General features: G+C 60.1%; 18 protein-coding genes and 1 pseudogene. 12 read left to right on the top strand and 7 right to left on the bottom strand.

Features of this window, described 5'->3' with window-relative positions:
• Window positions 1-13: 13 nt before the first annotated feature.
• Together ABC336_RS11965 and ABC336_RS11960 are read left to right on the top strand one after the other, a co-directional pair.
• On the top strand, window positions 14-967 hold the full coding sequence (locus tag ABC336_RS11965) for an aldo/keto reductase (RefSeq protein ID WP_413238862.1): 954 nt from the start codon (window positions 14-16) through the stop codon (window positions 965-967).
• A 227-nt stretch (window positions 968-1194) separates the two neighbouring features.
• The gene (locus tag ABC336_RS11960) at window positions 1195-1365 is read left to right on the top strand and encodes a hypothetical protein (protein ID WP_413238861.1); all 171 of its coding nucleotides are present in this window, start codon (window positions 1195-1197) and stop codon (window positions 1363-1365) included.
• Between the two features lie 78 nt (window positions 1366-1443).
• Here the strand turns inward: ABC336_RS11960 and ABC336_RS11955 are convergent, their stop codons facing one another.
• The 5 genes from ABC336_RS11955 to ABC336_RS11935 form a co-directional block, all read right to left on the bottom strand.
• Window positions 1444-2124 (bottom strand): hypothetical protein, encoded by a 681-nt coding sequence (locus tag ABC336_RS11955; RefSeq protein ID WP_413238860.1) that lies wholly within the window; start codon window positions 2122-2124, stop codon window positions 1444-1446.
• Window positions 2121-3008, bottom strand: a complete 888-nt coding sequence (locus ABC336_RS11950) for an ABC transporter ATP-binding protein (protein WP_413238859.1) — start codon at window positions 3006-3008, stop codon at window positions 2121-2123. The genes ABC336_RS11955 and ABC336_RS11950 overlap by 4 nt, the downstream gene beginning before the upstream one ends.
• Window positions 3005-3376 (bottom strand): GntR family transcriptional regulator, encoded by a 372-nt coding sequence (locus ABC336_RS11945; RefSeq protein WP_413238858.1) that lies wholly within the window; start codon window positions 3374-3376, stop codon window positions 3005-3007. Before ABC336_RS11945 ends, ABC336_RS11950 begins: the two co-directional genes overlap by 4 nt.
• Window positions 3377-3521: 145 nt before the next feature.
• The gene (locus ABC336_RS11940; RefSeq protein ID WP_413238857.1) at window positions 3522-3929 is read right to left on the bottom strand and encodes an organic hydroperoxide resistance protein; all 408 of its coding nucleotides are present in this window, start codon (window positions 3927-3929) and stop codon (window positions 3522-3524) included.
• A 78-nt stretch (window positions 3930-4007) separates the two neighbouring features.
• The gene (locus tag ABC336_RS11935; protein WP_413238856.1) at window positions 4008-5009 is read right to left on the bottom strand and encodes a J domain-containing protein; all 1002 of its coding nucleotides are present in this window, start codon (window positions 5007-5009) and stop codon (window positions 4008-4010) included.
• A gap of 258 nt (window positions 5010-5267) precedes the next feature.
• On the opposite strand from ABC336_RS11935, the gene hprK reads away from it, so the two are divergent.
• The gene (gene hprK, locus ABC336_RS11930; RefSeq protein WP_413238855.1) at window positions 5268-6179 is read left to right on the top strand and encodes an HPr(Ser) kinase/phosphatase; all 912 of its coding nucleotides are present in this window, start codon (window positions 5268-5270) and stop codon (window positions 6177-6179) included.
• Window positions 6180-6286: 107 nt separating this feature from the next.
• Here the strand turns inward: hprK and ABC336_RS11925 are convergent, their stop codons facing one another.
• On the bottom strand, window positions 6287-6421 hold the full coding sequence (locus ABC336_RS11925; protein WP_413242494.1) for a cold-inducible protein YdjO-related protein: 135 nt from the start codon (window positions 6419-6421) through the stop codon (window positions 6287-6289).
• A gap of 161 nt (window positions 6422-6582) precedes the next feature.
• On the opposite strand from ABC336_RS11925, the gene infC reads away from it, so the two are divergent.
• From infC to alr, 4 genes are all read left to right on the top strand, one after another.
• The gene (gene infC / locus ABC336_RS11920; protein ID WP_413238854.1) at window positions 6583-7065 is read left to right on the top strand and encodes a translation initiation factor IF-3; all 483 of its coding nucleotides are present in this window, start codon (window positions 6583-6585) and stop codon (window positions 7063-7065) included.
• A 379-nt stretch (window positions 7066-7444) separates the two neighbouring features.
• Window positions 7445-8512 (top strand): D-alanine--D-alanine ligase family protein, encoded by a 1068-nt coding sequence (locus tag ABC336_RS11915; RefSeq protein WP_413238853.1) that lies wholly within the window; start codon window positions 7445-7447, stop codon window positions 8510-8512.
• Entirely contained in the window at window positions 8509-9924 is a 1416-nt protein-coding gene (locus ABC336_RS11910; RefSeq protein ID WP_413238852.1) for a UDP-N-acetylmuramoyl-tripeptide--D-alanyl-D-alanine ligase, read from the top strand. Before ABC336_RS11915 ends, ABC336_RS11910 begins: the two co-directional genes overlap by 4 nt.
• Window positions 9921-11087 carry an alanine racemase gene (gene alr / locus ABC336_RS11905; RefSeq protein ID WP_413238851.1) on the top strand — a complete coding sequence of 389 codons (1167 nt, stop codon included), beginning with the start codon at window positions 9921-9923 and terminating at the stop codon, window positions 11085-11087. Before ABC336_RS11910 ends, alr begins: the two co-directional genes overlap by 4 nt.
• A gap of 161 nt (window positions 11088-11248) precedes the next feature.
• On the opposite strand, the gene ABC336_RS11900 is transcribed toward alr, so the two are convergent.
• Window positions 11249-12154 carry a helix-turn-helix transcriptional regulator gene (locus ABC336_RS11900; protein WP_413238850.1) on the bottom strand — a complete coding sequence of 302 codons (906 nt, stop codon included), beginning with the start codon at window positions 12152-12154 and terminating at the stop codon, window positions 11249-11251.
• Window positions 12155-12315: 161 nt separating this feature from the next.
• Between ABC336_RS11900 and ABC336_RS11895 the strand changes: the two are divergent.
• The 5 genes and pseudogenes from ABC336_RS11895 (at window position 12316) to queF (ending at window position 16372) form a co-directional block, all read left to right on the top strand.
• A pseudogene (locus tag ABC336_RS11895) lies at window positions 12316-13780 on the top strand (MATE family efflux transporter).
• A 234-nt stretch (window positions 13781-14014) separates the two neighbouring features.
• Window positions 14015-14686 carry a 7-cyano-7-deazaguanine synthase QueC gene (gene queC / locus ABC336_RS11890; RefSeq protein ID WP_413238849.1) on the top strand — a complete coding sequence of 224 codons (672 nt, stop codon included), beginning with the start codon at window positions 14015-14017 and terminating at the stop codon, window positions 14684-14686.
• Window positions 14683-15117, top strand: coding sequence for a 6-pyruvoyl trahydropterin synthase family protein (locus ABC336_RS11885; RefSeq protein WP_413238848.1), 435 nt, complete (start codon window positions 14683-14685; stop codon window positions 15115-15117). Before queC ends, ABC336_RS11885 begins: the two co-directional genes overlap by 4 nt.
• A complete protein-coding gene (gene queE / locus ABC336_RS11880; protein WP_413238847.1) occupies window positions 15114-15842 on the top strand; it encodes a 7-carboxy-7-deazaguanine synthase QueE in 729 nt (242 codons plus the stop codon). The genes ABC336_RS11885 and queE overlap by 4 nt, the downstream gene beginning before the upstream one ends.
• Window positions 15843-15886: 44 nt before the next feature.
• Window positions 15887-16372 (top strand): preQ(1) synthase, encoded by a 486-nt coding sequence (gene queF / locus ABC336_RS11875; protein ID WP_413238846.1) that lies wholly within the window; start codon window positions 15887-15889, stop codon window positions 16370-16372.
• Window positions 16373-16397 lie beyond the last annotated feature (25 nt).

Genomic DNA, 16397 nt, shown 5'->3' with positions numbered 1-16397 from the left:
GGGAGATGAAATCATGCAATATCGCAAACTAGGCAAAAACGGACCGGAGATCTCGGCTATCGGCTTTGGGGCGTGGGCCATCGGAGGCGCGGGATGGGCCAGCAGCTGGGGAGATCAGGATGATCAATCTTCCCATGACGGGGTGCGCGCGGCGCTGGACGCGGGCATCACTTTCTTTGACACGGCTGCCGTCTATGGACTGGGTTATTCGGAGGAGATCATCGGCAAGGCGCTCGGCAGCGACCGCGAGCGCGTCGTCCTCGCCACCAAGTGCGGCCTGATCTGGGACGAGCAGGGGAAGGTGTCGAAGAATGGCACTTACGAGTCGATCCTGCGCGAGGCGGAAGCGTCACTGCGCAGACTCGGAACCGATTACATCGATCTGTATCAGATGCACTGGCCCGATACCGATCAGAATGCCTCGGCGGAAGAAACGATGCGGGCGCTGGATCGCCTGGTGCAGGACGGTAAGGTCCGTTACGTCGGCGTGAGCAATTACACGGTTCCCCTTCTGGAAGAGTCGTTGCGGGTGAGGCATGTGGATGCGCTTCAGCCGCCTTATTCCATCCTGCGGCCCAACGCAGAGCAGGAGCTGCTGCCGTTCTGTCTGGAGCATGGGATCGGCGTCGTCGCTTACAGCCCGCTGACCTCGGGACTGCTCTCTGGCAAATACACGTACGAGACGACCTTTGAGGACGGCGACTGGCGCTCCCGCTCCGCTGCCCATACAGGGGAAGGTCTGCGGCGCAATGTGGACCGCGTGGAGCAGCTCAAAGGCATCGCGGCCCGTCACGACATCACCGTCGCCCAACTGGCGGTTGCCTATGATCTGGCGCATCCGGCTGTCACCAGTGCGATCGTCGGCGTCCGCAAGCCGGAGCATATCCTCGGCGTCCTGGCGGCCGTGGATGTCGTACTGGATGAGGAGACGCTGCAAGAGATTCGGGCAATTGGCAAGCCAGACTGACCTTTTGAACCGCCATAACCTACATGTCGTGTCATAATCGGGAGGATCTGGTCGTATCTTTGCGACTGCCCCGGCGCAGGCTCGGGTGAGCCAGCGAGAGCGGAAGCAGAGCCTGCTCATCCGGCGAGGGGCCGGTTTCCTTCTCGCGGTCTGTCTTATATACTTATAAATGTGCCACAACGATGGCAGGTATACACAGACAAAAACAAACCGGGAGTTGAGAGATTGTGACTTACAGTGAGTTACTGACACGACGAAGCGAGATTCTGAAACGGAACATTGGACGCATGATCGTACGCGACAATCGGAACGATCTGGGGGACCAGGAGGGCTATCTGATGCAGCGGATGATCAAGGAGCTCCATCAGAATGAATATGAATTGAATGCGACGAAATAAGCGATTGTGATGCTGGTAACAGCGAACAGGCGGTGCAGGGAAGATTCCTGCACCGCCTTTTACTGCTGTCTGGACCGGTCAGACGACGGATCTGCGGAGCAGCAGGAAGCAGCAGAGCGCCATGACCAAAGAGAGCGGCAAGGTCCACAACGACAGCTCGAAGGCCGTGTGCCGGGCAAACCAGTGGAAGAAATCCATCCACCAGCCCATCTCCGTCATGTAATAAGAAAGCAGCGTCCCGAGCACTAGCGCAGCCAATAAAGCGATCAGCAAGCTGGAGCGGCCATAACGGCGGTAGACGGCGGCGATCGCAAGACCGCAGAAGAAAAAGAACATGTATAACAGCAGGAACAAGATGAGCTGCTGGATAAGCGAACCGTCATGCAAGTATGGCAGATGGAAGAAGTGAAGTCCGGTTCCCCAGGAGCCGCTAGCCTGCTCGATCGCTCCGAGCAGCGTAACGACGACAGTCGAGAACACACCCATCAGCAGACCGGTCAAGACGGTGCCGATGAAGTAGTCGCGCCTCGTCGCACCGAGACCCAGTGCCAGCGGGAACGTCTGCGGGACAATCGTAATCCCGGTGACAAAGATAATGATAAACAGAGCGGCCAGCCCTCCGGTGTACATCGCATCCTCAAGGTAAAAGCTGATCAACAAATTAATCAGAAAGCTCGAAAACACAATGACCCAGGGCAACCCTGCCAAAAGGAACGGATTGCGCAGATGCAGCGAAATAATCTTGACGGAACGGTTCATCGGCTGGATGCCTCCTTGTGGTTGTGGGTGAGCTCTACGATCAGCTGCTGCAGGGATACCGGCAGCAGTTCCAGACCATCCGCCTGCGCCTGCCCCCGGTCAGCGCGGGACAGTTCGCCAATGACGGTCGCTGTCATATAGCTGCCGAGCGGCTCGCGGCGCGTCACTTGCCTGCCTTCCAGGAAGGGCTCGACCTTGGCGGCTGGACCGGCCAGCGTAAAGGCGTAGCTGCGCAGCGTCTCCGTATCCTCATTTATGATAAGCCGCCCTTTGTCGATGACCAGCACATGCTCCAGCATCCGGCTCACCTCGTCGATCAGATGGGTAGAGAGCACGATCGTGCGCGGATGTTCGGCGTAATCCTCCAGCAGCAGATCGTAAAACATCTGCCGTGCTACCGCATCGAGGCCCAGATAAGGCTCGTCGAAGATCGTCAGCGGCGCCCGGCTGGCGAGGCCGATGATGATGCCGACGGCGGACAGCATACCCCGGGAGAGTTTCTTGATGTTGCGCTTAGGGGGCAGCGAGAACCGGTCCAGCAGGTCGCTGGCAAACTCAGCATCCCATTGCGGGTACATGGAGGCTGCGACGGCAAGGGCATCGCAGACCCGGAAGACATCCGGATAGCGCTGGCTCTCCTTGATGAAGCAGATCCGGCTCAGGATGCGGCTGTTCTCGTAAGGATGCTCGCCGAAAATGCGAATGTCGCCGCTGGTTGCGAAGGTCTGGGCGGTCAGCATATGCATCACGGTAGTCTTGCCGGCCCCGTTGCGGCCGAGAAGGCCATAGATCTTGTTCTCCTCCAGCGTGAAGCTGACGTTATCGACAGCTGTGACATCCTTATAATGCTTCGTCAGTCCCTGCACCTCTACGATGGTCGTCATTTCAGCATCGCTCCCCGTTTGATCATCTGTGTGAGCTGTTCTTCGGTTATCCCCAGCTTATTGGCTTCCGACAGCATGCGGATCACATATTGCTCATAGAATTGTTCCTTGCGCGCTTCCAGCAGTCTGGAGCGGGCGCCTGTCGCCACAAACATCCCAATCCCCCGTTTCTTGTACAAAATGCCTTGATCGACCAGCAGATTCACACCCTTCGCAGCAGTGGCCGGATTGATCTTGTAATAGGCGGCGAACTGGTTCGTCGACGGGACCTGAGATTCTTCAGGCAATACATCGTCAATGATGTCGTTCTCGATCCGCTCCGCAATCTGGGCGAAGATCGGCCGGTCATCATCAATTAGTAAGCTCATTGCTTCACCACCATATTGGTTAATTACTGTTGTAACTAACCATACAACCATTCGATCTTCTTGTCAATAGGGGTAAGACGTCGGACACGCAAAAAAAGCCTGTCCGGTTTGAAGCCGGATAGGCTGTTGGTGGGGCATTCGCCGTTTATGCAGTTGTGGCTTTGAGATCGACGGCGATATTGCCGCGCGTTGCTTTGGAGTAGGGGCACATCTCATGTGCGGCCTCGGACAGCTCCATGATCTGCTTCTCGTCCAGGCCTGGGATGGCGACCTCCAGCAGAACGGAGAGCTGATACCCATCGTCACCCTTGTGAAGCGAGACATGAGCCGTCACTTCGGAGTCTGTCGTGTCGATGTTCTTGCCGCCGGCGATGCTCTTGAGTGCGCTATGATAGCAAGCGGCATAGCCTGCGCCGAATAACTGCTCGGGGTTGGTGACGTCGCCGCCGCCGCCCGGCATGCCGACTTGCAGATCCAGTATACCGTCCGACGAGCGCACCGTACCGTCACGTCCGCCTTTGGAGGTTACTTCCGTCTTGTACATCGTCTTCATCCTATATCGACTCCTTTCGTATGCATTCCCTCTCCCATTACCCTGGAGGGCTGCAGACGAATCGGGACGAGGTTCGGATCAAGCCGCTTCTTCCTGCACAGATCCGCCGTCTCCGGTCTCCTCCCCGTCAGCCGCGTCTGCTGGAGGAGCAGGCGGCGCTTCTGGGACTTCTCCACTGAGGAAGCGCTCCAGGAACAGCAGCGCATGCTCGGGTTGTTCGGTGTCCAGATGGGGAGCCCGTACGCCTGCCACCATATTCTGATAGTACAACGGCAGCTCCTGCATCAGCTCGGTCTCACCCAGCCGGATCCCATAGACTCGCTCTTCGGGATCGTCTTCGGTGAATCCGGTGCGGAGCATATCCTCTGTGACGTAAGGTGCGAGCGGACCGGCGACCTGGTCGTCCAGCGGCCGCAGCAGTCCCTGTCTTGTCAGCAGTTCAAAATTATGCTCATCGATCAGATAAACATCGCTTTTCTCCGTCATAAGCATGATCATTGCTTTCTGGACAAGCGCCGCATCCTGCGGCGAGCCTTGCTCGCCCGGCAGATAGGTCAGGACGCCTCTCACACGCTGCCACTCAGGAAAGTAGGCAAGCATGGCTTCTTCCAGCGGTACGATATCCTGACCGCCGTCCTCCAGGAAGTAGTTGCCGTAGAGCATGAAGGTCAGGTCGATGGGCGGCCGCAGCGCTTCCAGCCGCTTCTCTTCCTGTCTGTCCATGTAACCGTTAATCCCATAAATGATGCCGATGATGATGACGACGCCGATGATCAGATGCCATCTGTAATAGCTGAAGAAATGGTCGGCTTTCTCGGCGGTGTCGGCCATGCCCTTATATCTGCCGTATTTGTCGGCATTGAAGGCGTCCAGATCCTTCTGGTTCTCGTGCGCCAGGATCAGCTTGTACGCCTGATTTACAACGTCCAGGTCCACCTTGTCGACGACGGTCTCGCCGGCTTCTTCGCGCCTCTGCTGGGTACGAGACTGCCGCATGAGAATCGTATACCGTTTCTCCACGGCCTCCTTGTCTGCGCCTTCGTTTAAGCCGAGGGTCGTATAGGCTTGCTTCAAGTCCATCTTGGGGTCACCTCTATCTCATAAATGGTTTCGTTTTCACACAAATGCAGCACCCGTTGCATGACTCGGGCCTCTATAATAATTTATACGATTAAGTATAAAGGTAGTTTCACCGATAGTAAACCTGGGTAAGAAATCAGGTTGAAGGTAAATTCATTCTCATGTAGAATATACTATTCCTTATAAGAGTTTGTATAACAGCCCGCTTTGGCGTGCGCACGATAAGTGTTCCAGGCTACTGGAGAGGAGGCAGCAGGTGTGAAAGCCATAACTGTGCAAGAACTCGCCCAGCGTTTCTCGCTGGAGATCCTGGCCGGCGCAGATCAGGTGGAACACCGCCAGATCAGCAAAGCCAGACCCCATCGACCGGGGCTCGAATTCGTCGGGTATTTTGATTTCTTCCCGCAGGAGCATGTCCAGATCCTGGGCAAAAAAGAGATCAATTATCTCCATACGCTTAGCGAAGAGGAGCGTAACCACCACATCGGCAACATCGTTAAATATCATCCGCCTTGTTTTATTGTAACGGGCAACCAGGACGGGCTCAAATACCTGACCAAATATTGCGAGCTGGAAGGGATTCCGCTGCTGCGGACCGGCTCGGCTACGAGCGAGTTCATCGCCCGGCTGGACGGCTTCCTGGTGAAGCACCTGGCCGAGGAGATCTCCATCCATGGCGTATGCGTCAATGTATCAGGCATCGGCATTCTGCTGCGCGGCAAGTCCGGCGTCGGCAAGAGCGAGACCGCGCACACGCTGATCCGGAGGGGACACCGCCTGGTGGCCGACGATATCGTGGTGCTCAAGAAGCTCAGTCCCCAGACGATCCTGGGCACGCATAATGAATCGACCAAGGAGTTCCTTGCGCTCCGCAGTATTGGTCTGGTCAACGTATCCAGGCTATACGGGCGCAAGGCGTTCCAGGAGGAGACGCGCATCACGCTTGATATCGAGCTGACGAAGTGGAAGGATGATGCGCTCAACAACGAGCTGGAGCTCGACGAGAAGTTCACCGATTATATGGGGGTCAAGGTGCCGCATATCGAGGTGCAGCTTCAGCCCGGAAGGGATGTGGCGGGCTTGATCGAGGCTGCCGCCAACAACTGGTATTTGCGCCAGCAGGGATACAGCGCGGCAGAAGAGTTCATGAAGCGTCTGGAATTCAGCTGAAAGGGACAGTGAGCGACGCAATGAAGGCGGTACAGAGCAATAGTCCTGTACCGCCTTTTGACGATGGGGCGCAGCTTTGCCGATACCGATACCGGCAGGCAACGGGATTACTTCTTGAGCACGGGGAGCATCCGGGAGTCGGCGAGCATCTCCGAGCCGCAGATCGGGCAATTGGGATTATCCTGGAAGGAGAAATTGTCCCGCATCCAGCATTCGCAGCCGTCGCTTTGACAAGACCAGATCGATGTTTGCTCCTCCGGTGTCGGTTCGGCGTTCTTCTTGGAATAGTAGATAACAACCCCTCCTAATCATAAGTATGCCACAGATTGACTCTGTCTGTTAGTTTATCCAAGACTGGCGATCGTTATTACTCTTTTGAGACAAGCGAAAGGAGATGTAAGCGATGTTAATGAACGAAAAAATCAAAGCCTCCGAGGTGCTGCTGACGGGCTTGGACGGCGAGCAGCTTGGCGTGGTGTCCCGCGAGGAAGCGCTCGCTCTGGCTAAGCAGGCCAAGGCTGATCTGGTGTGCGATTCGCTTATGAGCAGCCCGCCGCCCTGCAGATTGGCGTCACGGGGGCAGGCGAAGCGGCAGACGCCGAAGGCCAAAAAAGAGGACGGAGCCCCGCAGAAGGTCAAAGAAATCCGGTTGACCGCCGGCATCGAACAGCATGATTACGAGACCAAGCAGCGCCAGATCGAAAAGCTGTTGCAGTCGGGACAGGCAGCCGTGCTCGTTGTCAGGCTCCAGGGCCGGCGCGGTGAAGGCGAGCAGGCCAAGGAGCTGCTGCAGCGGCTGCTGGCCGACCTGCGCAGCGCAGGCACGCCCCGGACGGGCATCCAGGTGAGCGGCAAGCAGGCGGCTGTAGTGGTAGATCCTTTGTAGTCGTTTAAAATATTTGGTGAAAAAATGCCAAAGAGGCACGGAATCGATTCTGGTCAACGCTTTCTGTAAGAAAGCGACATGGAAGCATACGCTGCGAAGCGCTCGCCTGAGAGCTTTTCGCAGAAAAGCTAGCCTCGAAAGCATATGCTCCCCAGATTTCCCCCTTTAAAGGGGTTAAATCTATCCAAGAAATCTGGGGACAACAGCGATCGAAAGAACGATCCGTTTCAAGGAGGCCTACTTTTCACCAACGATTTAAGGAATTTATAAGAAATAAATTACGTTTCCTTATCGGAGTCTTAAATCCGCTCCGCCATACTGGGATCATGACAGGCAGCACAGGCTGCCGCGACAATCTCAGTACTGGAGGCACAGCGCTATGGCGACAAATGTGTATATTCTCTACGGCGGCCGGTCGGCCGAGCATGACGTATCGTTGAAGACGGCCTTGACCGTCCTGCAAGCCGTCGATAAAACCCGGTATACGGTACATCCGGTCTACATCACCCGGGACGGGGTATGGTGTCCGCCATGGCGGGTGGAGAGCGAGCTGCGGGAGGCAGCGCAGCTGCGCCGGCAGCCGGCGCACGCGAGCGCGGCAGCCTCGATGGGGGCTTTCCTGAGCGCGCTGGATGGGCAGGATGCGATCGTCTTCCCGGTGCTGCATGGGCCGGGCGGCGAGGATGGGACGGTGCAGGGACTGCTGGAGCTGGCGGGTGTGCCTTATGTCGGCAACGGCGTGCTGGCGTCGGCCGTCGGGATGGACAAGCTCATGACCAAGCGCATCCTGGAGGCCCAGGGGATCCGGCAGGCCCGGTATGAAGAGCTGCGTCTGGCGGAGTGGCAGGCGAGCGCGGAGGCGGCATTGGATCGGCTGGAACGCGAGATCGGCTATCCTTGCTACGTGAAGCCGGCCAATATGGGCTCCAGCATCGGCATCAGCCGCTGTGCGGGCAGGGAGCAGCTGCGGGCCGGCATCGTGCTGGCGCTGCGTTACGATGTCAAGCTGGTCGTCGAATGCGAGGTTGTCGGCCGCGAGGTGCAGTATGCGGTGCTGGGCAATGAGCAGCCGCGCTGCTCCATCGGCGGCGAGTTCATCCGGGAGATCGATTTTTTCGATTATGACAAGAAATACCTCCAAGGCGGACTTGTCCAGCAGATTCCGGCCGTTCTCGAGCCGGAGCTTGACGAGGCGCTGCGCAGCACGGCGCTCCGTGCGTTCCGGGCGCTGGACGGCGCCGGACTGATGCGGGTGGACTTCTTCGTCACGGATGACGGGTTTGCCTATCTGAACGAGGTTAATACCCTGCCCGGCTTTACCGCGATCAGCATGTATCCGGCACTTTGGCAGAAGACCGACGGCACACCCTATAGCGGGCTGATCGACCGCTTGCTGGGGCTTGCGCTAGAACGGCATCAGGCACGCCGTCTGGAGGTGGTGTCATGATCCGCCGGACGATAGGCCAGATCGCCGAGATGCTGGAGCTGGGGCGCGATCGGCTGCGCAGTGCTGCGGAGGACGTGGAGGTGCATGGCGTCTCGACCGATACCCGGACGATCCGCCCGGGCAATCTGTATATCCCGATCCGGGGACCGCGCTTCAATGGCCATGACTATGTGCGCCAGGCTGTCGATGCCGGAGCCGTGGCGGCGCTCTGGAGCGCTGACGAGCCGGATGCGCCCGAGGGCGTGCCGCTGTTGATTGTGGGCGACACAGTCGCTGCGCTGCAGCAGCTGGCCGGAGCGTACCGCAGGCAGCTGCGGACGCGGGTCGTCGGCATCACCGGCAGCAACGGCAAGACGTCGACGAAGGACATCCTCGCCGGACTGCTCGGCACGGCGTTCCGGACACAGAAGACCGCCGGCAATCTCAACAATGAGCTCGGCGTCCCGCTGACGCTGCTGTCGCTGGCGGAGGAGACGGAGATGGCTGTCGTCGAGATGGGGATGTCCGGTCTGCGAGAGATCGCCTTACTCTCGTCGCTGGCCCGGCCGGACGTCGCCATCATCACGAGCGTCAGCGAAGTGCATCTGGCCGATCTGCTGACCCGGGAGCGGATCGCTCAGGCCAAGCTGGAGATTCTGGAAGGCTTGGCGCCTGGAGGGTTCTTCATCTACAATGCCGACAACCCGCTGCTCACGGACCGCCTGGCGCTGCTGACGCCGGATGCCGACTTGCTTGCCTTCGGGGAAGCGGCCCGGCATGATCTGTATCCGGCCAGTTGGACGATGAACGAGGCGGGGATCACCTTCGAGGTGAACGATCCGGTGTATGGCCCGCTGTTCCTGCCGATGCTGGGCAAGCACCAGCTGCTCAATGCGCTCGGCGCCATCGCCGCCGCCCGTCATCTCGGGCTCTCCCCCGAGCAGATCCGGCAAGGACTGCTGCGCGTCGAAGCGACGGGGATGCGGCAGGAGGTCGCCTATGCGGGCAAGCTGATGATGATCAACGACACTTACAAGTCCAATCCCCCGAGCCTGCGGGCGGCGCTGGATACGCTGATGTCGCTGCAGCCGCACAAGCGCAAAATCGCTGTCATCGGCAGCATGGTCGAGCTCGGCGAGGAGAGCGATGCTCTGCATACGGCGATCGGCGAAGGGCTCGATCCGCAGCGGCTCGACCGGGTACTGACGATAGGAGAAGCTGCGGCCCGGATTGCTGACGCAGCAGCCAGACGTTTTCCCGCCGGAGCGGTCAAGGCGTTTGCCGAGAACCAGCGGGCTGCGCTGCTGGCAGCGCTGCTGGCGGAAGCGGACAGCGACTGTATCGTCCTCGTCAAGGGTTCCCGCTCGCTGAAGCTCGAAGAGCTCGTGACCGAAGTGCTGGCACGGGTGGGAGAGGGGGAGGGGGTCCGATGAGCTGGACGCCGGTATGGACCTGGGCCGAGGTCGATCTGGGAGCGCTGGCCCGCAATGTCCAGCTGCTGAAGGACCGGCTGCCGGGGCATTGCCGCTTCATGGCGGCGGTCAAAGCGGACGGGTACGGGCACGGACTGGTGGATGTCGCCCGGGCGGCAGTGCAGGCAGGTGCAGACGAGCTTGCCGTCAGCCAGCTGGAGGAAGGCGTGCGGCTCCGGGAGGCCGGCGTGAGGGTGCCGATCCTGGCGTTGACGCCGCCGCATCCGTCTCAGGCCGATCATGCCGCGCGCCACCGGATTGCGGTGCCGGTGTTTCAGGCGTCATGGCTGCGCGAGATGCGAAGCGGCAGGCGGACATCAGAGCCGCTGGAGGTGCACATCAAGATGGACACGGGTATGGGCCGGATCGGCCTGCGCACCCGCGAGGAGCTGGCAGCGATGGAGCCGTGGCTGCGGCAGCCGGGCGTTGTCGTGGCAGGCGTCTACACGCATCTGGCGACAGCCAATCAGGCAGACGGCACCTACTACCGGCGCCAGCTCGATCGCTTCGCCGAGATGCGGCAGTGGCTGGCGGAGGAAGGCTGGCCGGATGTGCCTGCCCACTGCGGCAACAGCGCAGCGGCGATCCAGTATCCGCAGGACGCGGCTGAAGGCATGGCGATGATCCGGGTTGGAGCGGCGCTGTACGGGATCGATACGTGCGACGAGGAGGTGCGCGAGCAGACGGCGCTCCGGCTGGAGCCGACGCTGGCACTGTATTCCACGGTCGTCCAGACCAAGCTGGTGCGTGCCGGGGAGTATGTCGGCTATGACTGCAGCTACCGGGCCGAGCGGGATGAGTGGATCGGCACGGTGCCGCTGGGATATGCCGACGGCTATGCGCGTGATTATGCGGGCTTCCATCTGCTGGTGAACGGACGGCGGGCGCCGATCCTCGGCCGGGTATGCATGGATCAGCTGATGATCCGGCTCCCGGGCCCCTGTGCCGTGGGCACGGTCGTCACAGCGATCGGCCGCTCCGGGGACGACGAGATTACCCTGGGGCAGCTCGCAGAGCACAGCGGCACGATCCCCCAGCATGTGCTGACGATGCTGGCTGGACGCGTGCCGCGGGTGTCGGCGGGGCAGCCTGCAGGTCGCGCCAGCCTGCGGGCGATGCCCTGAGGCTGGCTGACCCGGCCCGGCGGGGTGGACCGGATCCGCACGGTTTCGGGCCAGCCTGCAGACGTTACCCTGAGCGGTGGCTGGGACATCGGCTCCGCCGGTCGACTCCTCTCCTGCAGGCGAGCAGGACCCACCCGGGATTCCCGGCGCTGCCAGCAGGGTCAGCCATGCAGGAACCGCTGGCGGAAGCTGCGCGGCGACAGCCCCTCGAGCTTGGTGAAGCTGGCGGTGAAATAAGCGGCCTGGTTGAAGCCGACCGCCTCGGCGATCCGCGAGATGGGCAGGTCGCTCTGCAGCAGCAAGAGCTTCGCCTGGTCGATCCGGAAGCGGAGCAGATATTCCGAAGGCGAGCAGCCGAGATGGCGCTGCATGCAGCGGGCGATATAGACAGGGTGGAAGCGCAGGCTTTCGCCCATTTGCTGTGCCGTGAATCCCTCCTGATAATGCTCCCGGATGTAGGAGGCGGCGGCTTCGGCGCACACCATGGAAGCGGACGGCGGCGGAGCCTCCAGGGAGGCGGACAGCAGCTGCAGCACCTCCTGGAACAATTGCTGCTGCTTCCATCGGACGCTGCCAAGGTGGCTGCGCTGCTGCAGGCCGATCAACTGCTCGATCCGCTCGTACAGCTTGCGGGGCTGGAGCAATCGGGTGAACTGGGCCAGGATGATCGGGAAGGTTTGCGCAGCGTAAATGGCCAACGACGGATCGGCTGGCGCCTCGGACCAGTCCGCCTCTTCGTAGAGCAGCCGACCGGCAGGCAGGCTGTGCTCGCGGGCGACGGCCTCCCAGCTTCCGGTCGTCTGGAAATGCAGCCAGTAGTAAGAGGAGTCCCGGCTGCAGGGCAGCGTCGCATAGTGGTGGCTGTCGGGACGGAGGATCAAGGCATGCCCGGGCATGACCTCATAGCTTCGTTCCGCTTCGCCCATATAGAGACAGCCTTCCGAGACTGCGATCAGATCGAACACGCCGATCGCCCGGCGGCTCGGGTGCTTGCGCCCCGCAGGCATCAAAGATGCGCCCGAGACGATGTAGTGCGGGAGCGGCGGGGCTTCAAATTGCAGCAGCATCGATTGTTCCCTCCAGAGCAGATAGGTTGGAATCGTGAAAGTTTCGGTTGATCCGCTGATACATGTGATTCAGTATAGCATCTATAATTTGATGGGGGTACCATCCCTGATCACAAAGCGCATGACCCATTACGGGAGGACGCGCCAAAGGAGCAACAGCGGTGACAGCCAAGACAGAAGACCAATCCAACTCCCACCCGTTGAAAAAGTTTACGTTATGGGCGCTCGCATGGCCCGTTTTTATCGAGCTGTTCCTGCAATTGATGCTGGGCGCAGCCGATACGCTGATGGTCAGCAAAATCTCCGATGACGCCGTCGCGGTCGTCGGCTTCTCCAATCAGCTGTTCGCGGCGCTGACGACTCTGTTCGTCATGGTTGCCAGCGGCGCAGGCATCCTGATCGCCCAGCGGATCGGCGCCCGCAAGCAGGAGGACGCCCGGACGCTTGCCATCATGGCGGTCAGCGTGACGTTCGTCGTCGGAATATTCCTCAGCATCGTGCTGTATCTGTTTCCAGGCGAGATTGCGGGAGCGCTGCAGCTGCCCTCGGAGCTGCTGCCGATGGCGCAGGTGTATATCTCCATCGTCGGGGGCGGCATGCTGCTGACGGCCCTGATGTCGACGCTGAGCACCGTCATCCGGAACACAGGCAATACCAAGGGACCGATGTATACAGCGATCGGCATGAACGTCATCCATCTGTTTCTGAACTATGCTTTTATCTACGGTGCGTTCGGCTTCCCGGAGTGGGGGCTGACCCGTGGCGATCTCCACGGTTGTCAGCCGTCTGCTGGCTACGGCGCTGCTGTATGTGATGTATGTAAGGGCCTTTGACCGCCCGATCGTCTTGCGGGACATGAAGCGGTTCGACCGCCGTTTGTTCGGCGAGGTGGTGCGGATCGGCTGGCCGCTCGGTGTACATATGTCCTGCTGGGTGCTGAGCCAGCTGGCGATCTTCACCTTCATCGCGATGCTGGGGGCCAAGGAGCTGGCGGCCCGGACGTATATGAACACGCTGGAATCGACCTGCTTCATGCTGGGGCAGGCGATCGCGATGGCGGCCCAGATCCAGATCGCCCACCTGTTCGGTTCAGGCCGGACTCGCGAAGCGTACAGGGCCGCTTACCGGGCGCTATGGATCGGCGTTGGCATCGTCGTGCCGGGATCCCTGCTCCTGCTGCTGTCCGGCGGCTGGCTGCTGGGCATCTTCACGGCCGATGCCGAGATCGTCGCCATGGGTGTCTCGCTGCTGGCGCTCAATCTGCTGCTGCAGCCGGGCAAGATGCTCAATATGGCGATGGGCAGCTCGCTCAATGCGCTCGGCGATACCAAGTTTACGATGGTCGCCTCGCTGACCTCGATGTGGCTGATCGCCACCGGCCTTTCCTATCTTGCAGGCATCCACTGGGGATGGGGGTTGACCGGCATTTACGTCTGCATGATCATCGACGAGTATGTGCGGGGCATCCTGGCCTTCTTCCGCTGGCGTGCGCAGAAGTATCTGAAGCGTGCGGAAGCCGGGCAGCAAAGCGTAGACAGTTCTGGGGACCATGACGGATCCGGACGTCCTCACCGCCCGGCAGGTGGCGGGAAGATTCTGCCGGAGCCTGCGGGAGCCGAACTGTAGACTCGGCGCGGCTAAGGGAACGCAGACAGCCCCGCAGCCCCGCAGTGGCACAACGTACCGCTTTCCAACGATCCCTGACTATGCTATAGTTACATCGAACTGAATATCTAGACCGGCCTGCGCCCACGCGCGGATCCGGGAGAGGTTCGCGACCCCCCCTCTATAAAAATACTAAGGATGAACGGCATTCCCTTGGTATGCCGTTTTTTGCATTCCAGAAAGCAGGTTATCACGATGAGACAACATGAAAAAGCCATCGTCGTCTTCAGCGGCGGCCAGGACAGCACGACCTGTCTATTATGGGCTAAGCAGCAATTCGGGACGGTAGAAGCCGTCACGTTCAACTACGGGCAGCGCCATGCGGCGGAGCTGGACTGCGCTGCTGCCATCGCCAGCGAGCTGGGGGTGCGTCAGCACGTCCTTGACCTGTCACTGCTCAGCCAGCTTGCGCCGAGCGCGCTGACCCGTCAGGATATTGCCATCGAGCATCAGGAAGGCAGCCTGCCGACTACTTTTGTCGACGGACGCAATATGCTGTTCCTTACTTTTGCTGCCGTACTGGCCAAAAATATCGGCGCCCGCCATATCGTCACGGGCGTCTGCGAGACCGACTTCAGCGGGTATCCCGACTGCCGCGACGTCTTCATCAAGTCGCTGAACGTGACGCTGAATCTGTCCATGGACTACAATTTCGTGATCGATACGCCGCTCATGTGGCTCGACAAGGCCCAGACCTGGGCGCTAGCCGACGAGCTGGGCGGCCTGGACTTTGTGCGGGAGCGTACGCTCACCTGTTACAATGGTCTGCCGGCGGACGGCTGCGGCGAATGTCCGGCCTGTCTGCTGCGCAAGAAAGGGCTGGATGCCTATATGGAGACCAAGCGCGCGGGGGAGGCGACACGATGATCCAGCAGATCTATCCTTCGCCGCCGCATGCGTACCGTTACGAGCTGCACAAGGATCTGCACTTTGCAGCCGCCCATTACATCCCCCATGAGTCGGCAGGCTCCTGCCAGCTCGTGCATGGACATACCTATTTTGCCGATCTGACGATTGCCGGCGACGAGCTCGATCCGGCGGGCTTCCTGGTCAATTTCTCGACACTCAAGCGGCTCGTCCATGATCGGCTCGATCATACGCTGCTCAACGATCATGAGCTGTTCGGAGAGCAGCCAGGGGAGCGGATGCCGACGACAGAAGTCGTCGCCAGGGCCGTCTGCGAGCTGGTGCAGGCTCATCTCGATACACTGCCCAATCGGCCGCGCTGCCTGCAGGTCTACCTGCGCGAGACACCGAGCAGCTATGTCATCTACCGCCCGGGGAGGGAGTGCTCATGAGCGCCAGACCGCTCCCGGTGCTGGAGATCTTCGGCCCGACCGTGCAGGGGGAAGGCCGCTTCATCGGCCAGAAGACGATGTTCGTGCGGACGGCGGGCTGCGACTACTCCTGCAGCTGGTGCGATTCCGCATTCACATGGGACGGGTCGGCGTCGTCGTCGATCCGGATGCTCTCTGCAGAGAGGGTGCTTCGTGAGCTCTGCGACCTGGGCGGCGATACGTTTGCCCATGTGACGCTGTCCGGGGGCAACCCGGCGCTGCTGCCGCAGCTGGGCACGCTGATCGGCCTGCTTCATGAGCGGGGCATCACCGTGGCGCTGGAGACGCAGGGCAGCCGCTATCAGCCGTGGTTCCGGGAGGTGGACGAGCTGACGATCTCTCCCAAGCCGCCCAGCTCGGGGATGGAGACCGATTGGGCCAAGCTGGATGAGATCATGGCGCAGCTCGCGGATCGCGGGGATCAGACAAGTCTGAAGGTCGTTGTCTTCGATGAGACGGACCTGGCGTTTGCTGTGCGGGTCCACGACCGTTATCCCGAGGCGGCGATGATCGTGCAGCCGGGCAACGGCGAGCTGGAGGAGCAGGAGCCGCAGCGCATGCTGCCTTACCTGGCCGCCAGATACGAGTGGCTGGTGGCGGCGGTCGTTGCCTCCAGCGCCTTGCGCCGGGTACGGGTGCTGCCGCAGCTGCATACATGGCTGTGGGGCAACAAGCGCGGCGTGTGAGCCGGATGATAGGATGATTATTAGATAAGAGGAGAGAGAGCACCATGGCAGGGAGAAGCAACGAAGAGCTCAAGGAGCAGGGTGTCAGCCTGCTTGGCAATCAAGGTACTTCTTATGTGTACCAGTACGACCCGGGGGTGTTGGAGGCTTTTGATAACAAGCACCCGCATCGCGATTATTGGGTCACCTTCAATTGTCCGGAGTTTACCAGTCTGTGTCCGATGACCGGGCAGCCGGATTTTGCCACCATCTATATCTCGTACATCCCCGATCAGCGGATGGTCGAGAGCAAGTCACTCAAGCTGTACCTGTTCAGCTTCCGCAACCATGGCGATTTTCACGAGGATTGTGTCAATATTATCATGAATGACCTGATCGAACTGATGAATCCCAGATATATCGAGGTGTGGGGCACCTTTACGCCGCGAGGCGGCATCTCGATCGATCCTTACTGCAATTGGGGACGTCCGGACACCAAATACGTAGCGATGGCTGAGCATCGGCTGTTAAACCGCAATCTGCGGACGTAAGGGGCTTGCCCGAGATCTGATCTGA

It is taken from the genome of Paenibacillus jepli (genome assembly GCF_047238105.1).
In the GTDB taxonomy this organism is placed as follows: Bacteria; Bacillota; Bacilli; order Paenibacillales; family Paenibacillaceae; genus Paenibacillus_D.
Note: the sequence above shows the minus strand (reverse complement) of the source record. Positions and strands in the feature narration are given on the sequence as shown.